This window comes from Streptomyces sp. NPDC127595, assembly GCF_042671685.1.
Lineage (GTDB): Bacteria > Actinomycetota > Actinomycetes > Streptomycetales > Streptomycetaceae > Streptomyces.
In genome coordinates this window covers 510,529-530,072 of the sequence record NZ_JBHXWK010000002.1, presented here as the reverse complement: position 1 = coordinate 530,072, position 19,544 = coordinate 510,529, and the positions used below count along the sequence as shown (strand labels likewise).

Sequence of the window (19,544 nt, the reverse complement as noted above, 5' to 3'; positions counted from 1 at the left end):
GTGCGGGCGCGCGAAAGGGCTGAATCAGGGGTACGAGCAGGAGGACGGTCATCGCTCGTCACCTTCCAGCAGTCGGCGCAGGAGCTACTCGCCGCCGGGGTTGAGCTGGGCGACGAGCCGGCCGGGACCGCCTCCCGGTCTAGTTCGGTGTGCATGCGCTCGGGCGGCCGGGCTGGGAGCTGGGAGCGTCCTGTACCGGAAAGGCTTCCGTTCGTCAGGTCACCCACGCCACTCGGCATCTCACCTGCGCACGATTCGTCGCATAGGACGACCCCAACGCCCGCAACAGCCGTCCAGCGGGCGAGGGCCCGGTGTCAGCGCCCCGGCGTCGACCGTCTCGATCCGATCCCTCCCCCCATGGACCCAAGGGTGTCGCTACAGGTGACCACCACACCCTGAACGCCGATACTTCAAGGAAAGGAGTGGACCGCGCGGCTCGACCGCGTGCATGACATCAGCACCCGACACCCCGTCACGAAAGGCGGCATTCGGTCAGCATCAGCCCCACCGGACTCCGCTTCCAGCCGCTACGGACCGCCAAGATCAAAAACCAGCCGCATGCACGCTGACCAGGAAAGACAACGGTCAGAGGCGCGGCTGCCCATCTCACCAGGAGGCACCCATGAAGATGCTCATCAACGTGGCGGAGACCGTGGTCGCGGATGCCCTGCGGGGTATGGCGGCCGCGCATCCGGAGCTGACGGTGGACGTGGAGAACCGGGTGATCGTACGGCGGGACGCTCCGGTGGCCGGACGGGTGGGCCTCGTCTCCGGCGGCGGATCGGGGCACGAGCCGCTGCACGGCGGTTTCGTGGGTCCCGGAATGCTGTCGGCGGCGTGTCCCGGCGAGGTTTTCACGTCGCCGGTGCCGGACCAGATGCTGCGGGCCGCGGCCGCCGTGGACAGCGGTGCCGGCGTGCTGTTCATCGTGAAGAACTACACGGGCGACGTGCTCAACTTCGACATGGCGGCCGAGCTCGCCGAGGACGAGGGCATCCGGATCGCCAAGGTCCTCGTCAATGACGACGTGGCCGTCACCGACAGCCTCTACACGGCCGGGCGGCGCGGCACGGGCGCGACGCTGTACGTGGAGAAGATCGCGGGCGCCGCCGCCGAGGAGGGCGCACCGCTGGAGCGGGTCGAGGCGCTGGCCCGCCAGGTCAACGAGAACTCCCGGAGCTTCGGCGTCGCCCTCAGCGCCTGCACCACCCCGGCCAAGGGGAGCCCCACCTTCGACCTGCCGGCCGGGGAGCTGGAGCTGGGCGTCGGCATCCACGGCGAGCCGGGCCGGGAGCGCCGCGCGATGATGACCTCGCGGGAGATCGCCGACTTCTCGGTGAACGCCGTCCTGGAGGACCTCGATCCGCGCAATCCCGTGCTGGTCCTGGTCAACGGCATGGGCGCCACCCCGCTCCTTGAGCTGTACGGCTTCAACGCGGAGGTGCAGCGGGTGCTGACCGAGCGCGGGGTCGTCGTGGCCCACACCCTCGTGGGCAACTACGTCACCTCGCTCGACATGGCGGGCGCCTCGGTGACCCTGTGCCAGATCGACGAGGAGCTGCTGCGGCTGTGGAACGCGCCGGTGAAGACACCGGGCCTGCGCTGGGGAGTCTGACGCCCGCGCGTCCGACGCCCACGCCGGTTCGGTCAACGTTCGTACCACGCAAGGAGATTCCGTGCTCGACGCCGATTTCTTCCGCCGTTGGATGACGGCCACCGCCGCGTCCGTGGACCGCGAGGCGGAGCAGCTCACCGCCCTCGACTCACCGATCGGCGACGCCGACCACGGCAGCAATCTGAAGCGGGGGTTCACCGCCGTGGTGGCCACGCTGGAGAAGGAGGCCCCGCAGACACCGGGCGCCGTCCTCACGCTCGCCGGACGGCAGCTGATCTCGACGGTCGGGGGCGCGTCGGGACCGTTGTACGGCACCTTGCTGCGGCGTACCGGCAAGGCGCTCGGGGACGCCGCCGAGGTCAGCGAGGAACAGTTCGCCGGGGCGCTGCGCACGGGCGTGGACGCGGTGATGACGCTCGGCGGAGCCGCGCCAGGCGACAAGACCATGATCGACGCGCTGGTGCCCGCCGTCGACGCGCTCGCCGAGTCCTTCGCAGCGGCGAGGACCGCCGCCGAGGAGGGCGCCGCCGCGACGATCCCGCTACAGGCCCGCAAGGGCAGGGCGAGCTATCTGGGCGAGCGCAGCATCGGGCACCAGGATCCGGGCGCCACCTCCTCGGCTCTGCTGATCGCCGCGCTGGAGGAGGCGGCGGATGAGTGACGCAACGGGCTCCGCCGACGCCGGCCCTCAGCTCGTCGGCGTCGTCCTCGTGTCCCACAGCGCGGCTGTCGCCGCCTCGGTCGCCGAGCTGGCGAGGGGTCTGGCGGGCGGCGGCACGACGGCTCCGGTCGCCCCGGCGGGCGGCACGATGGACGGTGGCCTCGGTACGAGCGCCGAGCTGATCGCCGCCGCGGCCGCATCCGTGGACCGCGGCGCCGGGGTCGCCGTCCTCACCGACCTGGGCAGCGCGGTCCTCACCGTGAAGGCCCTGCTCGCCGAGGGCGACGAGCTCCCCGAGGACACGCGCCTGGTGGACGCGCCCTTCGTCGAGGGCGCGGTGGCCGCGGTCGTCACGGCCTCGGCAGGCGCGGACCTCGCCGCGGTGGAGGCGGCCGCGGCGGAGGCGTACTCGTACCGCAAGCAATGACGTCGGCCCCGCCGGCTCAGTTCTCGTCGAGGAACTTGCGCGCCAGGCTCTCCCCCAGCGTCACCGCCGCCCGGTGGCTCTCGATGGGCGAGACGCGGGAGTCCTTGAACACCAGGTAGGTGACCCCGGCGTCCGTCCCGCCCCCGATCGGGTCGGGGCGGATACCGAGGGCCTTGGCGGTGGCGTACGAGGCCTCGCCGATGATGTGGCGCGGTCCGATGTCGCCGACGACCGCGTACTGGACGCGGTCCCGGTAGATCACGGCGGCCACCGAACCGGCGCGGACGTCGTGGTCCCGGTGGTTCCAGATGCTGCTGACGCCGGGGACGACGATGTACGGGAGGGTCTCGGCGGCGAGCTGGCGTCCGTCGGACTGCTGGTAGGCCGTGGCGTCGGAGAAGAGCGGGTCGGTACGGCTGTTGCAGCGCGGGCCCGGGCGGCCGTCGCAGTCGATGTCCATGTCCGCCTTCCAGAACACCGCGCCCTGTTTTCCGCAGACGGGGATGTTCGCGCGGGCGCCGTCGTCGCTGCGGTAGCGCCCGTTCGAGATCTGGGCGCAGCCGCGTAGCTTCGCGAGCAGATCGGCGGCCTGGACGTCCCCCTCACGCACGGCCGCGGGAGCGCTGAGGCGGGCGGCGGCGGGAAGCGCCGCGGAGGCGGGGGCAGGAGCGAGCAGGGCGACGCCTGCCACGGCCAGCGTCAGCGACTGGACACGCACGATGAGAGACCCTCTCCTGGGGGGACATTGACGGTCACTCGCCCAAATCTGGTGCGTATCTGACGGTCCGTCCACTGGGAGGGGTCCGGACGGAGCACAACCGTCGCGGGAGGCGGTGCGCGGCTTCCGCGGCAGGCGGTGTGCAACCTCCGTGAGAGGCGGTGTGCGGCCGAGGGCCCGAGCCGCAGTGGGCCCCGGCCACTCGACCGCCTTCGCCGGCGCGGGAACAGCGACGACAGCGGTCCGCGCCGTGGACACGAACTCCCCTGAGAAAGGGCCGAGTTCGCGCCGCGTCAAGAATCAGCATACGTACCCTGCGCCGGTCCGACGAACGGCCACCACCCTCTTGATGTGATCGCGTCAGCGGTGTCTTATAGGTACAGACCAATCCCGTCGAGGGAAGGCATGACCGTGCGACGCGTCCCCCACACGCTGATCTGCGGCTCGCTGCTCGTCCTGACGTCCTGTGGGCTGGGCGGACAGAGCGACAACGAGGGCGGAAAGCTGCCCTCGGCACCGCTGGGCGTCACCGCCGCGGCCGGCAGCGCCACCAGCGTGCACGTCATGTGGAACCGGGCCTCCGGCGAACCCGAGGTCTCCCGGTACGTGGTGTACCACGGCATGACGAAGCTCAAGGAAGTACCCGGTGCGGAGTACATGGTGGACATCACCAGGCTCAAGCCGTCCACGACGTACGTCTTCACGGTCCGCGCGCTGAACACCGACGGGAATCCCGGTCCGCCCAGCAAACAGGTCCGCGCCACCACACCGGCAGCCGTCGCGGCCGATGACGAAGCTCCGTCCCGCCCCGGCAGTCCGAGCGGAAAGGCGGTCGGGAGCGGAGCGGCACAGCTGTCCTGGGGGAAGTCGACGGACAACCGTGGCGTGGCCTCGTACGACATCTATCAGGGCGGCTCGAAGATCCACAGTGTGGGCGGCGCGCAGACCGCGACCGTGGTGACCGGGCTGCGGCCCGGCACCAGCTACTCCTTCACCGTGAAGGCGCGTGACGCGGCGGACAACGTCTCGCCCGCGAGCGGCGCCGTCCGGCTCACCACCGCGCCCGGCTCGGACGACGGAAAGGGCACCGCTCCGACCGACTTCCGCGCCACCACGCACCTCACTGACGGGGCGTACTTCCTCGATCTGTCGTGGGTTCCGCCGGACGCGGACGGGGTGATCACGGAGTATCAGATCGACCTCGAGGGGCAGGACGCGACCTCGCTCGTCTGGGGTGGCACCCCGCCGAGCGAGAAGGCGACGTACAGCTTCTATGTGGGACGGGACGCCGGCGAGACCCACCGGGTGCGGATCCGGGCGAAGCTGCCGGACGGCACCTGGGGCGGGTACTCGGCGGAGCGGACGGTGACGACGGGCAGCGAGGGGTAGACGCGGCCCCAGTCCCTTCTCGCGGTTCTCACGGTGCGCGGCCGTCGGCCGGACGATGGAATCCGTCACCTGCCCGGTCCCCGTCCGCATGCGGGCCGGGACAAAGCCACGTTGGCTCTCCCTGGAGGCAGCACGGGCCTTTCCAATCCTCGGCGGCGCATGGGATGTACCGCCAACCGTGCCGCTGGAGGGCAGTCCTATGCGTACTACTCAGATACTTCTCCGCTCCGGCCTGACCGTGGCCGCCGCCGCTGCGCTTCCGCTCACCCTGGCCGCCACGTCGGCCGTCGCCGCGGGTTCGGGGATCTCCGTGAGCACCAGCGGTTCCACGGTTTCGGTCACGACCAGCGCCTGCCCGAGCAAGGGCAGCAGCTTCGGCAACGCCTCGCTGCTCACCAGTAGCCAGGGGAGTTTCGCCCAGGGGCGACAAGTGGCCCTGACCGGGACGAGCACCAGTCAGGCGGCGTCCTGGTCGAGTGTGAGTGCCGGCACCTACACGGTCATCGTCGTCTGCCAGGACGGGACGACGGCGGGCACCCAGTCCATCGTCGTGTCGGCCGCCTCGACGCCCAGAGTCTCCTCGACGCCGTCGCTCGGGGTCATGGGAGGTCTCGGCGGAGCGGCCAAGGACTACGGAGCCGTCACCCTGGTGGGCGGCGCGGCGCTGGTGGCCACGGGCACGATCGCGGGGGCCTGGTTCCTGCGCCGCCGGGCCAAGCCGCACCGGCTCTGATCCTGGGTTCGTCATCATGGCGGCCGTCCACCCGACTCCGGTCGGCGGGACGGCCGCCTACTCTTGCGCGGGCAACTGCTCGAACTCCTCCAGCGCATGGGTCAGCCACTGCGTCCAGAAGGTCTCCAGGTCGATACCGGCGCGCAGGACGAGGTGCCGCAGGCGGTCCTGCGGGCTGTCCTTGCCGGGCGGGAAATCGCGCGTCTCGATCTCCTCATACTCGGCCAACTGCCGCTCATGCAGGCCGAGATGGCGACGCAGGTCCGCCTCGATGCCCGCGGTGCCGACGACGGCCGAGGCGCGCAGCCGCAGCAGCATCACGTCGCGCAGGGGCTTCGGGTCCTGGGACGCGGCGGTCCAGCGGGCGAGTTCGGCGCGGCCCGCGGGCAGGACCTCGTAGCTCTTCTTCTGTCCCCGGGCCGGCTGCTCGGACGGCAGGGCGCGGATCTGGCCCTCGGCCTCCAGTTTTCCCAGCTCGCGATAGATCTGCTGATGCGTCGCCGACCAGAAGTAGCCGATCGACTTGTCGAACCGCCGGGTCAGTTCGAGGCCCGACGACGGCCTCTCCAGCAGGGCCGTGAGGATCGCGTGCGGCAGTGACATGGGGTCATCCTAAGGACGGGGCGCAGGCCCCTACAGCGCCGCCGCGAGCTCCGTACCCTGCTTGATGGCACGCTTGGCGTCCAGTTCGGCGGCCACGTCGGCGCCGCCGATGAGGTGCACCTTCCCGCCCGCGGCGAGCAGTTCCTCGTACAGGTCGCGGCGCGGGTCCTGCCCGGTGCAGAGCACGATCGTGTCGACGTCCAGGACCTGGCTGTGCCCCTCGACGGTGACGTGCAGTCCGGCGTCGTCGATCCGGTCGTACCGGACGCCCGGGACCATGGTGACGCCACGGTGCTTGAGTTCGGCGCGGTGGATCCAGCCGGTGGTCCTGCCGAGTCCGGCGCCGACCTTGGAGGCCTTGCGCTGGAGAAGGTGGACGGTGCGCGGCGGGGCGGGCCGCTCGGGGGCGCCGAGGCCGCCGGGGAGCCGGTAGTCCATGTCGACGCCCCAGTTGCGGAAGTACGCCGCCGGGTCCTCGCTCGTCTTGTCGCCGCTGTCGGTCAGGTACTCGGCGACGTCGAAGCCGATGCCGCCGGCGCCGAGGATCGCGACACGGCCGCCGACCGGGGCGCCGTCGCGCAGCACGTCCAAGTAGCTGACGACGCTGGGGTGGTCGACGCCGGGGATCTCCGGGGTGCGGGGGCTGACGCCTGTCGCGACGACGACCTCGTCGTGGCCGGAGACGTCCTCGGCGGTGACGCGGGTGTTCAACCGCACGTCCACGCCGTGCAGTTCGAGCTGGGTACGGAAGTAGCGGATCGTCTCGTCGAACTCCTGCTTGCCGGGGACCTTGCGGGCCACGTTGAGCTGGCCGCCGATCTCCGGCGCGGCGTCGAACAGCGTGACGTCGTGGCCGCGCTCGGCCGCGGAGACAGCGCAGGCGAGTCCGGCGGGACCCGCGCCGACCACGGCAACTCGCTTGCGCAGCCTGGTCGGTGAGAGGACGAGTTCCGTCTCGTGACAGGCACGCGGGTTCACCAGGCAGGAGGTGATCTTTCCGCTGAAGGTGTGGTCCAGGCAGGCCTGGTTGCAGCCGATGCAGGTGTTGATGGCCTCGGGCCGGCCCGCCTGAGCCTTGGCGACGAAGTCGGGGTCGGCGAGCATCGGCCGGGCCAGCGACACCATGTCGGCGTGGCCGTCGGCGAGCAACTGCTCGGCGAGCTCAGGGGTGTTGATGCGGTTGGTGGTGACAAGGGGGATCGAGACGGCACCCATGACCTTCTTGGTCACCCAGGCGTACGCCCCGCGCGGCACCGAGGTCGCGATGGTGGGGATACGGGCCTCGTGCCAGCCGATGCCGGTGTTGATGATCGTCGCTCCGGCGGCCTCGACGGCCCGGGCGAGCGTGATGACCTCCGCCAGGGAGGAGCCGCCCGGCACCAGGTCCAGCATCGACAGGCGGTAGATGATGATGAAGTCCTCGCCGACCGCCTCACGCACCCGCCGGACGATCTCCAGCGGGAAGCGCGTGCGGTTCTCGTACGAGCCGCCCCAGCGGTCCTCGCGTTTGTTGGTCTGCGCGGCGATGAACTCGTTGATCAGGTAGCCCTCGGAGCCCATGATCTCGACGCCGTCATAGCCGGCCTGCCGCGCCAGCCGGGCCGCCCGCACGTAGTCGTCGATGGTCTGCTCGACCTCGGTGTCGGTGAGCGCACGTGGGACGAAGGGGCTGATCGGCGCCTGGAGCGCGCTCGGCGCGACCAGGTCCTGGTGGTAGGCGTACCGCCCGAAGTGCAGGATCTGCAGGGCGATCCTGCCGCCCTCGCGGTGCACCGCCGCGGTGATCTCCGCGTGCTGTCCGGCCTCCGCGTCGGTGGTCAGCTTGGCGCCGCCCTCGTACGGCCGTCCCGCCTCGTTGGGCGCGATGCCGCCGGTGACGATGAGGCCGACACCGCCGCGGGCCCGGGTGGCGTAGAACTCCGCCATCCGCTCGAAGCCCCGCTCGGCCTCCTCCAGGCCCACGTGCATGGAGCCCATGAGCACGCGGTTGGGCAGTGTGGTGAAGCCCAGGTCGAGCGGGGTCAGCAAGTGCGGGTAACGGCTCATCGGGCAGCCCTCCGTGCGCGGTGTCGTGTGTCTGTTGTAGACGACGGAGCGCATCTTATGCAACTAGTTGCACAATGCCGTGGCTCACTTCTTCCGGGCGCCGGAAACCCGATGGGTCCTAGCTCCTGGTGCCTATCACGACGTTGGCGTACAGCTCGTCGGAGACGGCCAGCCGGCCGGTCAGGCCGCTGCGGGTGAAGGCCTCGACGGCCCGGGGCGCCTGGCGTTCACTCGTCTCGACGAGGAGGCAGCCGCCGGGGGCCAGCCATTGGGGGGCCTCGGCGGCGACGCGGCGCAGGACGTCGAGTCCGTCGGAGCCGCCGTCGAGGGCGACGAGGGGTTCGTGGTCGCGGGCCTCCGCGGGCAGCAGACCGACCTCGCCGGTGGGGACGTAGGGCACGTTGGCGGCCAGGACGTCGATGCGGCCGCGCAGGGTGTCGGGCAGCGCCGCGAAGAGGTCGCCCTCGTGGACGTGTCCGGCGAAGGGCGCGACATTGCGGCGGGCGCAGCGCACGGCGGCCGGGTCGATGTCGGCGGCGTGCAGTTCGGGGCCGCCGAGGGAGGCGGCCAGGGCGGCGCCCACCGCGCCGGAGCCGCAGCACAGGTCCACGACGAGGGACGCGCCGCGTGCGAGGGCGACCGCCTGGTCGACGAGGAACTCGGTGCGGCGGCGGGGCACGAAGACGCCCGGTTCCACGGCGATACGCAGACCGTGGAACCCGGCCCAGCCGAGGACGTGTTCAAGGGGAAGTCCGGCGACGCGCCGGTCCACCATGGCGGCGATGTCGTCCGGAGTACCCGCGGTGGAGAGGATCAGCTCCGCCTCGTCCTCGGCGAAGACACAGCCGGCGGAGCGGAGTTGGGCGACAACGGAATCGAAAACTGGGGGCATGGAAGCCGAGGGCCTTTCGGTGAGCCGAAGGGCGCTCTCGCGGCGACCGCCTACGGGCGGTGAGCCGCCTTGCCTTGAGGTGAGAGCACCCGACCTGACCTAGCGGTAATGGGTCTCACCTCCTGGGCAACTCCTTGGCTGGGGTGATCCGCAGCCGACGCGGCAAACACTAACAGGGTCGGCCGGACGGCGACCGGCTCCGCCGCCTTTCCTCAGCCAGGGCGCTCCCAGCGGTCAGGTTGTACTGTGCAACCAGTAGCGCGAGGGAGTTTCCATGAAGGTGGCCGAAGAGCCCGACGAGAGTGTTGTCACCGCCGAGACGGCCGTCGAGACCATCCAGCGCGAGATGACCGCCTTCGCCCGGCGGGCCAGGGCGAACGCCGGCCGTATGCACCCCGAGCTGTCGCTGGTGTCGTACACCCTGCTGGGCCATCTGGAGGAGCGCGGCGGCTGCAGTGCCACCGAACTCGCGGCGCACTACGCGCTGGACAAGTCCACGGTGAGCCGGCAGGTGGCCGCGCTGGAGCGGTCCGGGCTCATCGGGCGGCGGATCGACCCGGAGGACCACCGCGTCCAGGTGCTGCATCTGACGGACCTGGGCACGGAGATCCTCGCCCAGGTGACCGCAAGCCGCCGGGTGGCGTTCCGTGACCGGCTCGCCGGCTGGCCCGAGGAGGATCTCGCGCGTTTCGCCTCGTATCTGCTGCGGTACAACGCGGCGCCGCCGGACGAGCCGGTCAGTGGCTCGTCCGCGCCTGACTAGTCAGGCATCGGCGTGCTCCGGCACGCGTGCTGCCGAGAAGCGTGTCTTGCGCCGGAGTTGGAAGCCAAGGGACTCGTAGAGGCGGATGGCGTTGGTGTTGGTCGCCGCGGTGTGCAGGAACGGGGTCTCGCCGCGTTCGCGGATGCCGTGCGCGACGGCCAGGATCAGCCGGGTGGCCAGGCCCTCGCCGCGGAAGGCCGGGTCGGTGCAGACCGCGCTGATCTCGGTCCAGCCCGGCGGGTGCAGCCGCTCCCCCGCCATGGCTATCAGGGCGCCGTTCCGGCGTATCCCGAGGTAGGTGCCGAGCTCGACGGTGCGCGGCAGGAAGGGGCCGGGCCGGGTCCGCTCCACCAGGTCCAGCATCTCGGGTACGTCGGCGGGGCCGAGCCGTACCGCTTCCGGATCCGGCGCCGCGGCAAGCCCGTCGTCCACCAGCTGAACGCCCTCCAGGCTGAAGGTCACCTCCCAGCCGTCCGGGGTCTGCCCGGTGTAGCCGGCCAGCGGTGCGTCGCCGCCGGGGCCGACCAGGGCGGCGAGGTCAGCCCAGTCCTCGGCGCCGGGGTCGTCGGGGAGGGCCAACCACGGCGATACGTCGACGGGGTAGCGCAGGACACGGCCGCGGCGTTCCGCGAAGTGGGCGTGCGGGCCGGTCAGCGCGGCGAGCGCCGGATTGTCCAGGGGGTGCGCGCTCATGCGCCGACCTCGATCACGATCTTGCCGCGCGCGTGTCCTTCCTCGACCGTGCGCAGCGCCTCGCCGGCGCGGTCGAGCGGGAAGGTCTGTGTGATGAAGGGCTTCAGCTTGCCGTCGACCACGAGCTTCGCCACCTCGTCGAGCACGGCGGCGTTGCGGGCCCGTTCGACGGGCGCGCCGCCGAGCCGTGCGGCGGTCTGCCGGTCGGCGCCGGTGATCAGCTTCGCGGGGTCGGTGAGCAGCGACGCCGCGGCTTCCTGGACCTCGCCCCCGACGAGGTCGAAGACGCCGTCCACGCCGTCCGGCGCAGCCCCGCGCAGGCGCTCCGCCAGACCCGGCCCCGAGGGGACGTGCACGGCGCCGAGCGACTCGACGAAGTCCTTCTTGCCGTCGCTCGCGACGCCGATGACCCGCACCCCGAGGGCGCGCGCGATCTGCGTGGCCGCGACACCGACACCGCCGCCCGCACCGGTGATCAGCAGGGTCGCGCCCGCGGGCAGCGCGAGCTGCTTGATCCCGTCGTACGCGGTCGCCGCCGCGACGGGCAGGGCCGCGGCGTCCGTGTACGCCAGCTCGGTGGGCTTGTGCGCGGTGACGGTCACGGGCAGCAGGGTGTACTCGGCGTATCCGCCGGTCACCGGGTTGCCGAAGACCTCGTCCCCCACGGCGAAGCCGGTCACGTCCGCGCCGACCTCCTCGACGACCCCCGCGACCTCGTTGCCGAACACCGCGGGGAGCTCGCGCGCCGCGCCGCCACCGGGGCCGTAGCCGGTCCGCTGCTTCCAGTCGACGGGGTTGACGCCCGCCGCGCGGACCGCGACGAGTACCTGCCCGGGGCCCGGCGTCGGCCGGTCCAGGTCCACCAGGGCCTCGGCCTCCGGACCGCCGTACCGTGTGAAGACGTACGCCTTGGGCATCTGCTCCCTCACTCTCCTTCGCTGTCACCGGCTGCCGGGACCACTGTCACCTGCCGCAGCAGGCGGGGCCACCGGCATCGGCAATAGCAGCAAGGAAGATCACGGCGCGGCTATTCCCGGGCCCGGCAGAGTTCATATGTCCGCAATGATCGGGAGCCTTCGGGGGCACGGGCATGGTCGCCGGCCACGTACGGTTGAATCCATAACCACTGATCACGCTCGACCGGCGGGCCGTCGTCCCGGCGGCCTGGAGGCACCACCCGTATGAACGTCACCCGAGGCTTCACCGGGCGTCCGCGCGCCGGCAACGCCGGACTGCCGCCCGGCCAGTACGACGCGGGCGACGACTGGCCCGTCCTGTCCGCCGAAGTCACCCCCGACCTGGCGCCCGCCGACTGGACCTTCCGGGTCGGCGGTCTGGTGGCCGAGCCGCGCGGCTGGGACTGGGACGAGGCACACGCGCTGTCCGCGTCGACGTACGAGGGTGACATCCACTGCGTGACGAGCTGGTCGAAGTTCGGCGTGCGCTTCGGGGGCGTGTCCCTGGACACGTTCCTGGACGCGGTACGCCCGGACGCGAGCGCCACGCACGCGGTGGCCTACTCGCACACCGGGTACACCACGAACCTGCCGCTCGCCGACCTCACCGGCGGCCGCGCCTGGATCGTCTGGGAGTACGACGGCAAGCCGCTGCCCGCCGAACACGGGGGCCCGGCAAGGCTGATCGTGCCCCACCTGTACTTCTGGAAGAGCGCCAAGTGGATCGCCGGCCTGCGGCTCCTGGACCACGACGAGCCGGGCTTCTGGGAACGGAACGGCTATCACGCACGCGGCAACCCCTGGGAAGAGCAGCGCTACTCCGGTGACTGACGCTACTTCGGTGACTGAGACGACGACCGAGACCTTCGTGCCGAGCACCGGCTTCGCCGTGCCCGGGCGGATCGCCGTGAGCGACAGCGCCGCGGCCACCTGGCAGACCGCGACGCTCACCGGGATCCGCCGGGAGACGCCGCACGCCTCCACGTTCCGGTTCGCGGTGCCGCAGTGGACGGGGCATCTGCCCGGCCAGCATCTGATGCTGCGGCTGACCGCCGCGGACGGCTATGTGGCGCAGCGCCACTACTCCATCGCCTCTCCGCCGGACGAGGACGGACACATCGAACTGACGCTGGACCATGTCGAGGGCGGCGAGGTCTCCGGCTGGTTCCACACCGTGGCCGAACCCGGCGACACGGTGCAGGTGCGGGGCCCGCTCAGCGGCTTCTTCGCCTGGCCCGGCGACCGGCCCGCGCTGCTCATCGGCGCCGGCTCCGGTGTCGTACCGCTGATGTCGATGCTGCGACACCATCGCGCTCGCGGTCTGGACGTGCCGCTGCGCCTGCTCGTCTCGGCGCGCGGTCCCGAGGAACTCATCTACGCGCGGGAGTACGGCGAGGAGACCACAACCGTCTTCACGCGCAAGGCGCCGAACGGTGTGCCGGTAGGACGTATGGCGGCGGCACATGTGGCGCCGCTCCTGGCCGAGCAGCCACCTGGTGGGTGGGAAGCCTATGTGTGCGGCTCCAACGGGTTCGCGGAGCACGCGTCGCGACTGCTGGTGGCGGCCGGTCAGCCGGTGCACCGGATCCGTATCGAGCGCTTCGGCTGAGGCGCCCTTCCTGTCGTGCCCTGCCCTGCTCGGCTCTCAGCCGTGCGGCACCACCGCGACCGGACACATGGCGTGCTGGATGAGCGAGTGCACGGCTCGGCCCAGGCCCTCGCCCGACCGGCGCCCGGTGACCAGCAGGCCGGCCCGGGTGGAGGCCATCAGCAGATGGTGCCCGGGATGGCCGTAGATCACCTGCTCGGAGACGGTCGTCTCCGGGAACTTGTGGCGCCACGGCTGCAAGGTGCTGGTCAGCACGTGCCAGGTGCCGTCCGCCCGCCCCGCCGTGGCACCGGACAGTGGCACGACCGGCGCGTGACCGCGCGGCGGAGGCACGGTCCAGGTGTGCACGACGTGCAGGGGTGCGGAGCGAACGGCGGCCCTGTCGAAGGCGTACCCGATGAGGTCATCGGCCGGGTGGCTCAGATCGAGGCCGAGGACCACCGGCAGATAGGGGGCCGCGCTCGGCGGTGTGCCGTCGACGGCCGGCATCCGTTCGTCCTCGGGCAGTTCGCCCGCGCGCACGACGACGACCGGGCCTTCGGCGCGGGCCGTGACGGCGAGGGCGACCGAGCCGACCAGGAAACCCGCGAACCCGGTCAGACCGCGTGAACCGAGAACCAGGGTCTCGGCGTCCAGGGCCGCCGCGAGCAGTGCCGGTACGGCGGGTGTGTCGGTGCTCCGCGCGATGATGTCCAACGCCGGGTGGGCATACGCCAGTTGGATCGCGGCCCGGTCGAGCGCCGTACGGGTGTACCCGGCCGGGACGTCGACGTCCCGGATCCGTCCGGACACGGCCGGTCCGGGCGCCGCGTGCAGCAGACGCAGCGGGAGGCGGCGGCGCTGGGCCTCGCGGGCGGCCCAGTCCGCCGCGTCGAGACTCGCCCGCGAACCGTCGATGCCAACCGTGATGGTGCGGGGGCCGGAGTTCATGGAGAGGGCCTTTCGGGTGTCGGGGCGGATGCCTTTCGTGCGTGAGGCCCGCCTTCTGCGGAGGCCTTTCCGGTGTCGGGGCAGGTGGTTCCCGGGCGTCGAGGCGCGCGTGTCCGAGGTGGCGGGAGCGGCCGACTGCCGGGCCTTGCCGGTGCCGGGCGGGTTCCACGGCGGGCGCCGATCAGTCGTGCGGGGGCCGGTTCACTCGTGCGGCGCGGCGGGCAGGAAGGGCCTGGCGGCCCCGCCGACGACCGACGTACGGTGTGATCATCCGCATCCCGATGCCAAAGGTGGTCCTTCATGGCCCTGTTCGACCTCCCTCTCGACGAACTCCGGGCCTACCGGAGCGCGTCCGTCGAGCCCGAGGGTTTCGACACCTTTTGGGCCAAAACGCTCCAGGAGACCCGCGAGCACGACCTCGCCGCCCGCTTCGAGCCGGTCGAGACGCACCTGAAGACGGTCAAGGTGTACGACGTCACGTTCGCCGGGTTCGGCGGGCACCCGGTCAAGGGCTGGCTGACGCTGCCGGCCTGGGCGAACTCACCCCTGCCCGCGGTCGTCGAATTCGTCGGTTACGGCGGCGGACGCGGCCTTCCGCACACGCATCTGCTGTGGGCCTCGGCGGGATTCGCGCACTTCGTGATGGACACGCGGGGTCAGGGCAGCGCCTGGGGCGGCGGCGGGACGCCGGATCCGGTGGGCAGCGCGTCCGCGTACCCCGGATACATGACCCGGGGTGTCGACGCCCCCGAGAACTACTACTACCGCCGGGTGTTCACGGACGCGGTGCGCGCCGTGGAGGCGGCCCGCTCGCACGACCTGGTCGACGAGGCGCGTACGGCGGCCGTCGGCACAAGCCAGGGCGGCGGGATCTCGATCGCGGTGGGCGGTCTTGTCCCCGACCTGGCGGCGATCGCCCCGGACGTGCCGTTCCTCTGCGACTTCCCCCGCGCCGTCAAGCTGACGGACCGCAACCCGTACCGCGAGATCGGCAACTACCTCAAGACGTACCGCGGCCGCACCGACGAAGTGCTGCGCACGCTCTCCTACTTCGACGGCGTGCACTTCGCCGCGCGCGGCCGGGCACCGGCTCTCTTCTCGGTCGCCCTGGAGGACCAGACCTGCCCGCCCTCCACGGTTTTCGCGGCCTTCAACGCGTGGGGGGCGCAGGACAAGGCGATCGAGGTCTACGACTTCAACGACCACGAGGGCGGTGGCACCTACCAGGAGGCGGCCAAACTGCGCTGGCTGCCGTCCTACCTCTGAGGTCGCCTCAGCCGCTCATCCCCGCGGTACGACCGTGGCCAGGACGGCGGGCAGCGGGTACCAGTCCGCGGAGACGACGGTGGCGTGCTGCCCGGCCAGCAGGGCGAGGCGGTCGAGGGCCTGCTGCTGGGTGGGGTTGGTGCCGTCGATGGCCGGGGACACGTTCTGCGCGTCGGTCATGACGACGAGGTAGTGGCGGTCGTCGTACCAGGCGGTGTCGATCGTGCCGTTCGTGTAGGTGGACGCGTCGCCGTCGAACACGACGAGCCAGGGGCGGATCGTGGCGTCGGTGTAGCGGGTGCGGGGGTCGCCGGTGGCCGCGTTGTGCACGGCGGGGAAGGCGGCCGCCTCGCGCAGGCGTCCGGCGGCGGCGAGGTCGCGCAGGTAGGTGGCGTACTCGCGGTCCGTCCACAGCGTGTCGAAGGGGTTGCTCTCCTCGACGGTGCCGGGGATCAGCTCGACGATGAACTTGCCGGCCAGCGCCGAGCGCGCGGGCCAGCCGTCGGCGCGGACGGCCGTGTCGAGGTCGGGGTGGGAACCGACGACGTCGGCGGGGCGGAGCAGGGCGTCGCCGAGCTTCGAGGTGAGCAGGGCGTCCAACTGGGCGGGCCCACGGCCGCTGGTGCCCAGGAAGCCGTCCTTCATCTCTATCTTGAGCTGGATGGGCCGGTGTCCAGGGTTCGCGTCGTGCCAGGCCTTGATGTCGGCGAGGCAGCCCGCGAGGTTGCTGTTGGTGGCCTTGGTGCGGAGTTCGGAAGCGTTGGCCGCGTTCACGCAGTTGTTGTCGTTGCCGAACGGGTTGTCGTGCGAGACCCGCCAGGAGACTCCGAACACATTGGTCCACACGTCGAGTTCGAGCATTCCGGCGCCGGAGTCGAGGGCGTCGGCGAAGTAGGGGTACTTCGCCTTGTCGTAGGCGTTGTGGACGCCCACGGAGGTGCTGGACGAGTACGACAGGTCGGCGGCCGTCGCCTGGGGGCCCGTGGCGAGGGCCAGCACGCTCGCTGTCGCCACCGCGATGCCGGTACGTGCCAACACCTTCACATGTCTCCGCATTGTCCCCATGCCTCCTGCGTCTCATCGGTCAACTGGGCAGCACAGTACGGGCGTTGGGTGGCCTGCGGGAGATCACGCGATGACGAATGCGGTCCGGCCGCTTCCGACCCATCCGACCAGTCGGTACGAGCTGGTGCATCCGCGGGCCGCCGGGATCCCGGCCGCGAACGGCCATGGCACCTACGGTTCGTTCGGGCCCAACCCGAGGGCTTTCGGACATGACGGCTTCGGTGGCTCCTGCGGGCTCGCCGACCCGGAGGCGGGCATCTCCCCGGGGTCCGTCATGAACCGCATGGGCCCGCACATCGCCGACGACCCAAGGCAGACGGCGCTTGCGGACGCCCTGTACAACACGCTCTGAAGGCGCCCCCACCGCCGGGGGCCGCGGGCTGAAATCGGCCGAACTGCCGGACCGCCCTTCCATGGTGGTTTAGACCAATGCTTAGACTGGTCGCGCACTGAGCCCGCACGGCTACGTTTCGTCACCACGTCTGGGTTGTCACTACACGTTTGTCTTTTTCACACGCAGGAGGGGCGCGGACATGGCCCGCACCGTCCACCCATCCGACCACGAGCCCCGTTACTCGCGGATCGCCGCACAGTTGCTCGGCGATCTGCGCGACGGGACCATTCCGCCCGGCGAGCGACTGCCGGGAGAAAGGGAGTTGGCCAACCGGTTCGGCGTGAGCCGCGAAACCATACGGCAGGCGCTCAACATGCTGCGGCGCGGCGGCCTGGTCTCCACCGACCGGCGCGGCAGCCACGCGACACTTCCCGGCAGCACCGCCGAGCACATCCCGTCACTGGACTTCCCCCTGGGGGCGCACGCCCCCGAACCGGGCACCGTCCCCCGGACCACCGTCACCTGGGAGGCTCCGCCTCCGGAACACGCACACGCCCTGGGACTCCCCCCGCGGCTGCCGACGCTGGTGCACCGATACGAGTCGGCCGCGGCGGACGGAAGCGGCCAGCGTACGGCCGTGACCTCCTTCTCCGCCGTCGCGGTGACCGAGGTCGAGGAGCTGGCCCGCTACCGCGACCGGGCCGACGGCACCGCGTCGGCGCAACTGGGGCGCGCCTACGACTGGATGCGCAAAGCTGGCCTTGCCCTGCACCACCGCGACTCCATCACCCAACTCCCAGAATCGGTACGGGTCACCCGGCGCGTGCACGACCAGTACGACCGGCCACTGGAGATCACCGACCTGGTCGTGGACGCCCAACAGGACGCCCTGGTCTACGAGTTCACCCTGCCGGCGGCCGGGTGAGATCCCCGGGGCGGCGGAAGTACATGCGTACGGCGGAGCCCGTGGGACCGAGATCCTCGGCGACCAGGTCGCTCAACTGCCGTACCAGCCACATGCCGTGACCTCGCACGGCGCGTGCGCCGGGCGGCAGCTGGCCGGGGAACCGGGCGGGTGTCGCGGGGTTGCGCGCGCCGTCGTCCGCGACCTCGCAGATCACGTAGTCGGGGTCGCTGCGCAGCCTCAGTACCCCTCCCCCGCCGCCGAACCGCACGGCGTTGACCACGGCCTCGTGCACGGCCGCCACCATGTCGTACGTCCGCTGCTCGGGCAGCCCCGAGCGGCGGGCGTAGGCGGCGAGGGCCGCACGCACGGTCGCCGACCTGCCCCGCCCGAAGGGGATGTCGTCGGCGCCCTCGGGAAGGAGCGCGAGCGGGCGGCCGGTGTCGCACTCTGCGTAGAAGACGGCCGGGTCGGTGTAGTGGGGGCTGGCTGCCGCGGTGCGGGCGCCGAGGGCCAGTTCGGGGTGGGTGCGGGAGGCGGCGCGCACGATGTCGCCGGGGACGGTGCGGGTGTCGTAGAGGCACAGGATCCAGTGGCCGGAGTCGGCGAACGCGACGTTGAGGAGCGACTCGTAGCGTGTCCACTCCCGTGTCTCGAACTCCGTGCGGCCCCTCCAGACGGGTTCGCCGATGATGCGGACACGGCGGTCCGTGCCGTGGTCGGCGCAGTACTCGTGGTACCGGGCCAGGGTTCGGGAGGGGTGGCGGTACCAGTCCTCGGCGTCTGCGAACTCGACGTCGCCGGAGAGCGTGCCGAGGGCGTCCTCAAGGAGGGGTGCGTGCTGGGCCTGCGTGACGGCGAGGACGGTGTCGCCGGCCTCCAGCCCGTCGCGGGTGAACGCGACGGTCCCGTCGAGGAATTCGTCGTCCGAGCCGAAGCACAGTGCCTGGTGGACGAACCCGGTGCGGATCATGGCATGCCTTCTCCTTGCTCCAGCCGCAGGCCGGGAACGCGGTCCCAGCCGGTCACCCGCATGACCCGCCGGACATGCGGGGCGACGCCGTACAGGACGAGGTTGCCGCCGCCCGCGTGCAGGTCGAGGGCCGAGAAGACCAGCAGGCGCAGTGCGCCGACGTCGACGAAGGACAGGTCGCGCAGATCGAGGCGGGCGTGGATGCCGTTCACCGTGCGGGCACGGGCGCGGACCGTCTCGTCGTGCAGGGCGCGGGCGACGGCGGTGACGTTCGTGTCGTCGATCTCCCCGGCGAGGGCGAGGCCGGGGGGTGCGAAGGTGCGGGTGATGGAGAGCAGGTCGTCCTGCCAGACGAGGTCGGCGGCGACCCGGCCGTGGTGCAGCCCGTCGAGCCGGGCCAGGTCGCCCTCGTCGAAGACCCGTCGGTCGTACTGGCAGATGCCGAGGACCGGCAGGGAGGCGAAGACGGGGTCCAGGAGCAGCTCGCTGTCGTGCAGCATCTTCAGCCCCTTGTCCGCCCCGCCGTACAGCACCTCCATGCTGACGCGCAGGCCGAGGAAGCCGTCGCCGACCGCCCGGCGCGCCTCGCGGCGGATCATGTCGTCCAGATCCCACAGCCCCTCGGGCGCGGCCAGATGCGGATCGACCGCCAGCCGCCCGGCGGCGATCTCGTCGTCGACGGCGCAGCCGTGCGCCTCCAGGAAGGACAGGGCCAGGCCCGCCGGGATCTCCGCAGGGGTCAGCACGAGCCCGCGCTGGCCGCAGGCCACTCCGTCGAGGAGGAACGCGGCGAGTACGGTCTCCCGCTCCTCGTCCGTGTCGTAGCCGAGGAGCAGATGGTCCCCGGAGCGCATCTGGCCCACTGAACGCAGCGCCGGTACGACGGTCATCCCCCGCACCCCCCAAGGTCGGTGTACCGGGACGCCCTTCTACGCTACGCCGGAAGCGGGCCGCGCGTCAGAGGGTT

At 71.5% G+C, this 19,544-nt stretch carries 20 protein-coding genes and 1 pseudogene; 11 read left to right on the top strand and 10 right to left on the bottom strand.

Features of this window, described 5'->3' with window-relative positions; all coding sequences use genetic code 11:
• Nucleotides 1–622: 622 nt before the first annotated feature.
• The 3 genes from dhaK to ACFVKT_RS08900 all read left to right on the top strand — a co-directional run bounded on the left by dhaK (nucleotide 623) and on the right by ACFVKT_RS08900 (nucleotide 2,703).
• Nucleotides 623–1,615, top strand: coding sequence for a dihydroxyacetone kinase subunit DhaK (gene dhaK, locus ACFVKT_RS08910; RefSeq protein WP_385729102.1), 993 nt, complete (start codon nucleotides 623–625; stop codon nucleotides 1,613–1,615).
• A gap of 61 nt (nucleotides 1,616–1,676) precedes the next feature.
• Nucleotides 1,677–2,276, top strand: a complete 600-nt coding sequence (gene dhaL / locus ACFVKT_RS08905) for a dihydroxyacetone kinase subunit DhaL (protein WP_385729100.1) — start codon at nucleotides 1,677–1,679, stop codon at nucleotides 2,274–2,276.
• Nucleotides 2,269–2,703 (top strand): PTS-dependent dihydroxyacetone kinase phosphotransferase subunit DhaM, encoded by a 435-nt coding sequence (locus ACFVKT_RS08900; protein ID WP_385729098.1) that lies wholly within the window; start codon nucleotides 2,269–2,271, stop codon nucleotides 2,701–2,703. The genes dhaL and ACFVKT_RS08900 overlap by 8 nt, the downstream gene beginning before the upstream one ends.
• 16 nt (nucleotides 2,704–2,719) lie before the next feature.
• On the opposite strand, the gene ACFVKT_RS08895 is transcribed toward ACFVKT_RS08900, so the two are convergent.
• Complete coding sequence (locus tag ACFVKT_RS08895; protein WP_385729096.1) at nucleotides 2,720–3,421, bottom strand: glycoside hydrolase family 75 protein; 702 nt, start codon at nucleotides 3,419–3,421, stop codon at nucleotides 2,720–2,722.
• Nucleotides 3,422–3,826: 405 nt separating this feature from the next.
• Here ACFVKT_RS08895 and ACFVKT_RS08890 point away from each other — a divergent pair, with 405 nt between their 5' ends.
• Nucleotides 3,827–4,810, top strand: coding sequence for a fibronectin type III domain-containing protein (locus ACFVKT_RS08890; RefSeq protein WP_385729094.1), 984 nt, complete (start codon nucleotides 3,827–3,829; stop codon nucleotides 4,808–4,810).
• 199 nt (nucleotides 4,811–5,009) lie between these two features.
• Entirely contained in the window at nucleotides 5,010–5,543 is a 534-nt protein-coding gene (locus tag ACFVKT_RS08885; protein ID WP_385729092.1) for a hypothetical protein, read from the top strand.
• A 57-nt stretch (nucleotides 5,544–5,600) separates the two neighbouring features.
• Here ACFVKT_RS08885 and ACFVKT_RS08880 read toward each other — a convergent pair whose 3' ends face one another.
• From ACFVKT_RS08880 to ACFVKT_RS08870, 3 genes are all read right to left on the bottom strand, one after another.
• Entirely contained in the window at nucleotides 5,601–6,146 is a 546-nt protein-coding gene (locus ACFVKT_RS08880; protein WP_385729090.1) for a PadR family transcriptional regulator, read from the bottom strand.
• A gap of 30 nt (nucleotides 6,147–6,176) precedes the next feature.
• Entirely contained in the window at nucleotides 6,177–8,192 is a 2,016-nt protein-coding gene (locus ACFVKT_RS08875; protein WP_385729088.1) for an FAD-dependent oxidoreductase, read from the bottom strand.
• A gap of 118 nt (nucleotides 8,193–8,310) precedes the next feature.
• Entirely contained in the window at nucleotides 8,311–9,084 is a 774-nt protein-coding gene (locus ACFVKT_RS08870; RefSeq protein WP_385729086.1) for a putative protein N(5)-glutamine methyltransferase, read from the bottom strand.
• A gap of 274 nt (nucleotides 9,085–9,358) precedes the next feature.
• On the opposite strand from ACFVKT_RS08870, the gene ACFVKT_RS08865 reads away from it, so the two are divergent.
• Nucleotides 9,359–9,847 carry a MarR family winged helix-turn-helix transcriptional regulator gene (locus ACFVKT_RS08865; RefSeq protein WP_385729084.1) on the top strand — a complete coding sequence of 163 codons (489 nt, stop codon included), beginning with the start codon at nucleotides 9,359–9,361 and terminating at the stop codon, nucleotides 9,845–9,847.
• Here the strand turns inward: ACFVKT_RS08865 and ACFVKT_RS08860 are convergent, their stop codons facing one another.
• Together ACFVKT_RS08860 and ACFVKT_RS08855 are read right to left on the bottom strand one after the other, a co-directional pair.
• Nucleotides 9,848–10,540 (bottom strand): GNAT family N-acetyltransferase, encoded by a 693-nt coding sequence (locus tag ACFVKT_RS08860; RefSeq protein WP_385729082.1) that lies wholly within the window; start codon nucleotides 10,538–10,540, stop codon nucleotides 9,848–9,850.
• Nucleotides 10,537–11,457 carry an NADP-dependent oxidoreductase gene (locus ACFVKT_RS08855; protein ID WP_385729080.1) on the bottom strand — a complete coding sequence of 307 codons (921 nt, stop codon included), beginning with the start codon at nucleotides 11,455–11,457 and terminating at the stop codon, nucleotides 10,537–10,539. The genes ACFVKT_RS08860 and ACFVKT_RS08855 overlap by 4 nt, the downstream gene beginning before the upstream one ends.
• Nucleotides 11,458–11,721: 264 nt before the next feature.
• On the opposite strand from ACFVKT_RS08855, the gene ACFVKT_RS08850 reads away from it, so the two are divergent.
• Together ACFVKT_RS08850 and ACFVKT_RS08845 are read left to right on the top strand one after the other, a co-directional pair.
• The gene (locus ACFVKT_RS08850; RefSeq protein ID WP_385729078.1) at nucleotides 11,722–12,327 is read left to right on the top strand and encodes a sulfite oxidase-like oxidoreductase; all 606 of its coding nucleotides are present in this window, start codon (nucleotides 11,722–11,724) and stop codon (nucleotides 12,325–12,327) included.
• A gap of 10 nt (nucleotides 12,328–12,337) precedes the next feature.
• Nucleotides 12,338–13,105, top strand: a complete 768-nt coding sequence (locus ACFVKT_RS08845) for a ferredoxin reductase (RefSeq protein ID WP_385729076.1) — start codon at nucleotides 12,338–12,340, stop codon at nucleotides 13,103–13,105.
• A gap of 36 nt (nucleotides 13,106–13,141) precedes the next feature.
• Here the strand turns inward: ACFVKT_RS08845 and ACFVKT_RS08840 are convergent, their stop codons facing one another.
• A complete protein-coding gene (locus ACFVKT_RS08840; RefSeq protein ID WP_385729074.1) occupies nucleotides 13,142–14,035 on the bottom strand; it encodes a universal stress protein in 894 nt (297 codons plus the stop codon).
• Between the two features lie 300 nt (nucleotides 14,036–14,335).
• On the opposite strand from ACFVKT_RS08840, the gene ACFVKT_RS08835 reads away from it, so the two are divergent.
• Complete coding sequence (locus ACFVKT_RS08835) at nucleotides 14,336–15,301, top strand: acetylxylan esterase (protein ID WP_385729072.1); 966 nt, start codon at nucleotides 14,336–14,338, stop codon at nucleotides 15,299–15,301.
• Nucleotides 15,302–15,316: 15 nt separating this feature from the next.
• Here the strand turns inward: ACFVKT_RS08835 and ACFVKT_RS08830 are convergent, their stop codons facing one another.
• Nucleotides 15,317–16,366, bottom strand: a complete 1,050-nt coding sequence (locus ACFVKT_RS08830; RefSeq protein WP_385729070.1) for a phosphatidylinositol-specific phospholipase C domain-containing protein — start codon at nucleotides 16,364–16,366, stop codon at nucleotides 15,317–15,319.
• A 166-nt stretch (nucleotides 16,367–16,532) separates the two neighbouring features.
• Between ACFVKT_RS08830 and ACFVKT_RS08825 the strand changes: the two are divergent.
• Both ACFVKT_RS08825 and ACFVKT_RS08820 read left to right on the top strand, forming a co-directional pair.
• A pseudogene (locus ACFVKT_RS08825) lies at nucleotides 16,533–16,718 on the top strand (EstA family serine hydrolase); the annotation flags it as partial.
• Between the two features lie 181 nt (nucleotides 16,719–16,899).
• The gene (locus tag ACFVKT_RS08820; protein WP_385729068.1) at nucleotides 16,900–17,625 is read left to right on the top strand and encodes a GntR family transcriptional regulator; all 726 of its coding nucleotides are present in this window, start codon (nucleotides 16,900–16,902) and stop codon (nucleotides 17,623–17,625) included.
• On the opposite strand, the gene ACFVKT_RS08815 is transcribed toward ACFVKT_RS08820, so the two are convergent.
• Together ACFVKT_RS08815 and ACFVKT_RS08810 are read right to left on the bottom strand one after the other, a co-directional pair.
• Entirely contained in the window at nucleotides 17,603–18,577 is a 975-nt protein-coding gene (locus ACFVKT_RS08815) for an anti-sigma factor RsbA family regulatory protein (RefSeq protein ID WP_385729066.1), read from the bottom strand. The genes ACFVKT_RS08820 and ACFVKT_RS08815 overlap by 23 nt on opposite strands.
• Nucleotides 18,574–19,467, bottom strand: a complete 894-nt coding sequence (locus ACFVKT_RS08810) for an MEDS domain-containing protein (RefSeq protein WP_385729064.1) — start codon at nucleotides 19,465–19,467, stop codon at nucleotides 18,574–18,576. The genes ACFVKT_RS08815 and ACFVKT_RS08810 overlap by 4 nt, the downstream gene beginning before the upstream one ends.
• Between the last annotated feature and the right edge of the window lie 77 nt (nucleotides 19,468–19,544).